This is a genomic window from Kitasatospora putterlickiae (genome assembly GCF_039527695.1).
Taxonomy (GTDB): domain Bacteria; phylum Actinomycetota; class Actinomycetes; order Streptomycetales; family Streptomycetaceae; genus Kitasatospora; species Kitasatospora putterlickiae.
The window spans coordinates 1-1,533 of record NZ_BAAAKJ010000309.1 but is presented as its reverse complement, the minus strand read 5'-3'; the positions used below and the strand labels follow the sequence as shown (position 1 = coordinate 1,533).

Annotated in this window: 2 protein-coding genes; both read right to left on the bottom strand. The window is 74.8% G+C overall.

What is annotated here, in order from left to right; all coding sequences use genetic code 11:
* A partial coding sequence (locus tag ABD308_RS29605; RefSeq protein ID WP_344341552.1) for an RNA polymerase sigma factor occupies nt 1-844 on the bottom strand: 844 nt, incomplete at its 3' end.
* A gap of 114 nt (nt 845-958) precedes the next feature.
* Nucleotides 959-1,533, bottom strand: a 575-nt coding sequence (locus ABD308_RS29600) for a CAP domain-containing protein (RefSeq protein ID WP_344341549.1), incomplete at its 5' end; no start/stop codon positions are given.

Here is a 1,533-nt window from a genome sequence, read left to right as displayed (position 1 = left end):
CGGACGTACCGGCGGAGGCCGGGGAGCCGCCGACCGCCGCGCCCGCCGTCTGGAGGGCGAGCCCGCTCGGGGCGTCCATCGGCACCGGGACCAGCGCCAGCCCGGCCAGCAGCCCCTCGGCCGGGAAGAGGTCGCGCCCCAGCCCGTCGCAGGCGGCGCAGCCCCGGATGTGCCGGGCTATCCGCTTGCGCCAGACCGAGTTCGGCGTGCCGTCCCATCCCGCCGTCAGCTCGGCGAGGTCCGGGCAGCGCGGGTAGGCGCCGAGCGCGCGGACCACCACCCGGCCCGCCTCCAACTGCTTCTTCATCCGCTGGACGCGGACGGCGGCGTGCTGCGGCGTCAGGTCGAGCGCCTCGACGAGTTCGGCGCGGGTCAGCTCGCCGGCGGCCTCCAGCCACCACAGGGCGAGCAGTTCCCGGTCGTCCGGGTCCAGCCAGCGGGTGGCCTCGGCGACCTCCCGGCGCTGGCCGGAGAGGCCGAGCCGGAGGATGGTCAGATCGGTGAAGTCGGCGCGCGGGTCGGCCACCTCCCAGCTCTCGTCCAGCCCGCCGACCGCCGCCTGCTGCTGACCGGTCGACCGGCTGCGGACCTGGTTCATGGTGATCGCGACCAGCCAGGACCGGAACGCCTCCGGATCGCGCAGGCCCTCCAGGCCGTCCAGGGCCCGGATCATGGTCTCCTGGGCGACGTCGTCAACATCGGCGTGGCCGTTCAGCGCCCGGCCGGCGACGTTGTAGACCAGCGGGAACCAGGCGGCCACCAGCGCCTCGCGCGCCTGCGGGTCGCCCGCCTGGGCCGCGAGCACCAGCGTCGCCCCGGTCCCGCTCTGCACGTCAAGGTTCATGGGTCCGCACTCCGTCTTGCTGTCGTCCGTCCGCCGCTGCCTCCTCGGAGACCTCTGGGGAGTGCTCAGATAACAACAATTCGCGCTGATTCGGAAAATCGGGGGCCGCCGCCGTCAGGACGGCGCGGCGAAGACCTGTGTCCACCAGGGGCCGCCGGAGCCGGTCCGGACGCCGACGCCGATCTGCTGGAAGGAGCAGTTGAGGATGTTGGCGCGGTGGCCGGGGCTGTTCATCCAGGACTCCATCACCGCCGCCGGGTCCTTCTGACCGCGCGCGATGTTCTCGCCCCAGGTGCTCCAGCGGTAGCCGGCCGCCTCGATGCGCTGGTCGGCGTGGTTGCCCTCGGGGCTGGCGTGGTCGAAGAAGTCGCGGCTGGCCATGTCGTCGCTGTGGACCTGGGCGGCGGTGGTCAGCCGGCCGTCGAGGGCGAGCGGTCCGCAGCCGGCCTGCGAGCGCTGGACGTTGACCAGGTCGACCACCTGCTGGGCGAAGGAGCCGTTGGCGGAGCCGCCCGGGTTGCCGGTCGTGGTGCGGCGCGGGGCGGTCGCCGTCGGCTTGGGGGTGGTGGCGGCGGTGGCGCTCGTGGGCGCGGCGGTGGTGGTGGCCGGGGTGGTGGCGGGTGCGGTGGCCGTCGCGGTGGCGGTCGACGCCTGCGGCGCGGCGGAGCCGGTGCCCGGCGCGGCGGAGG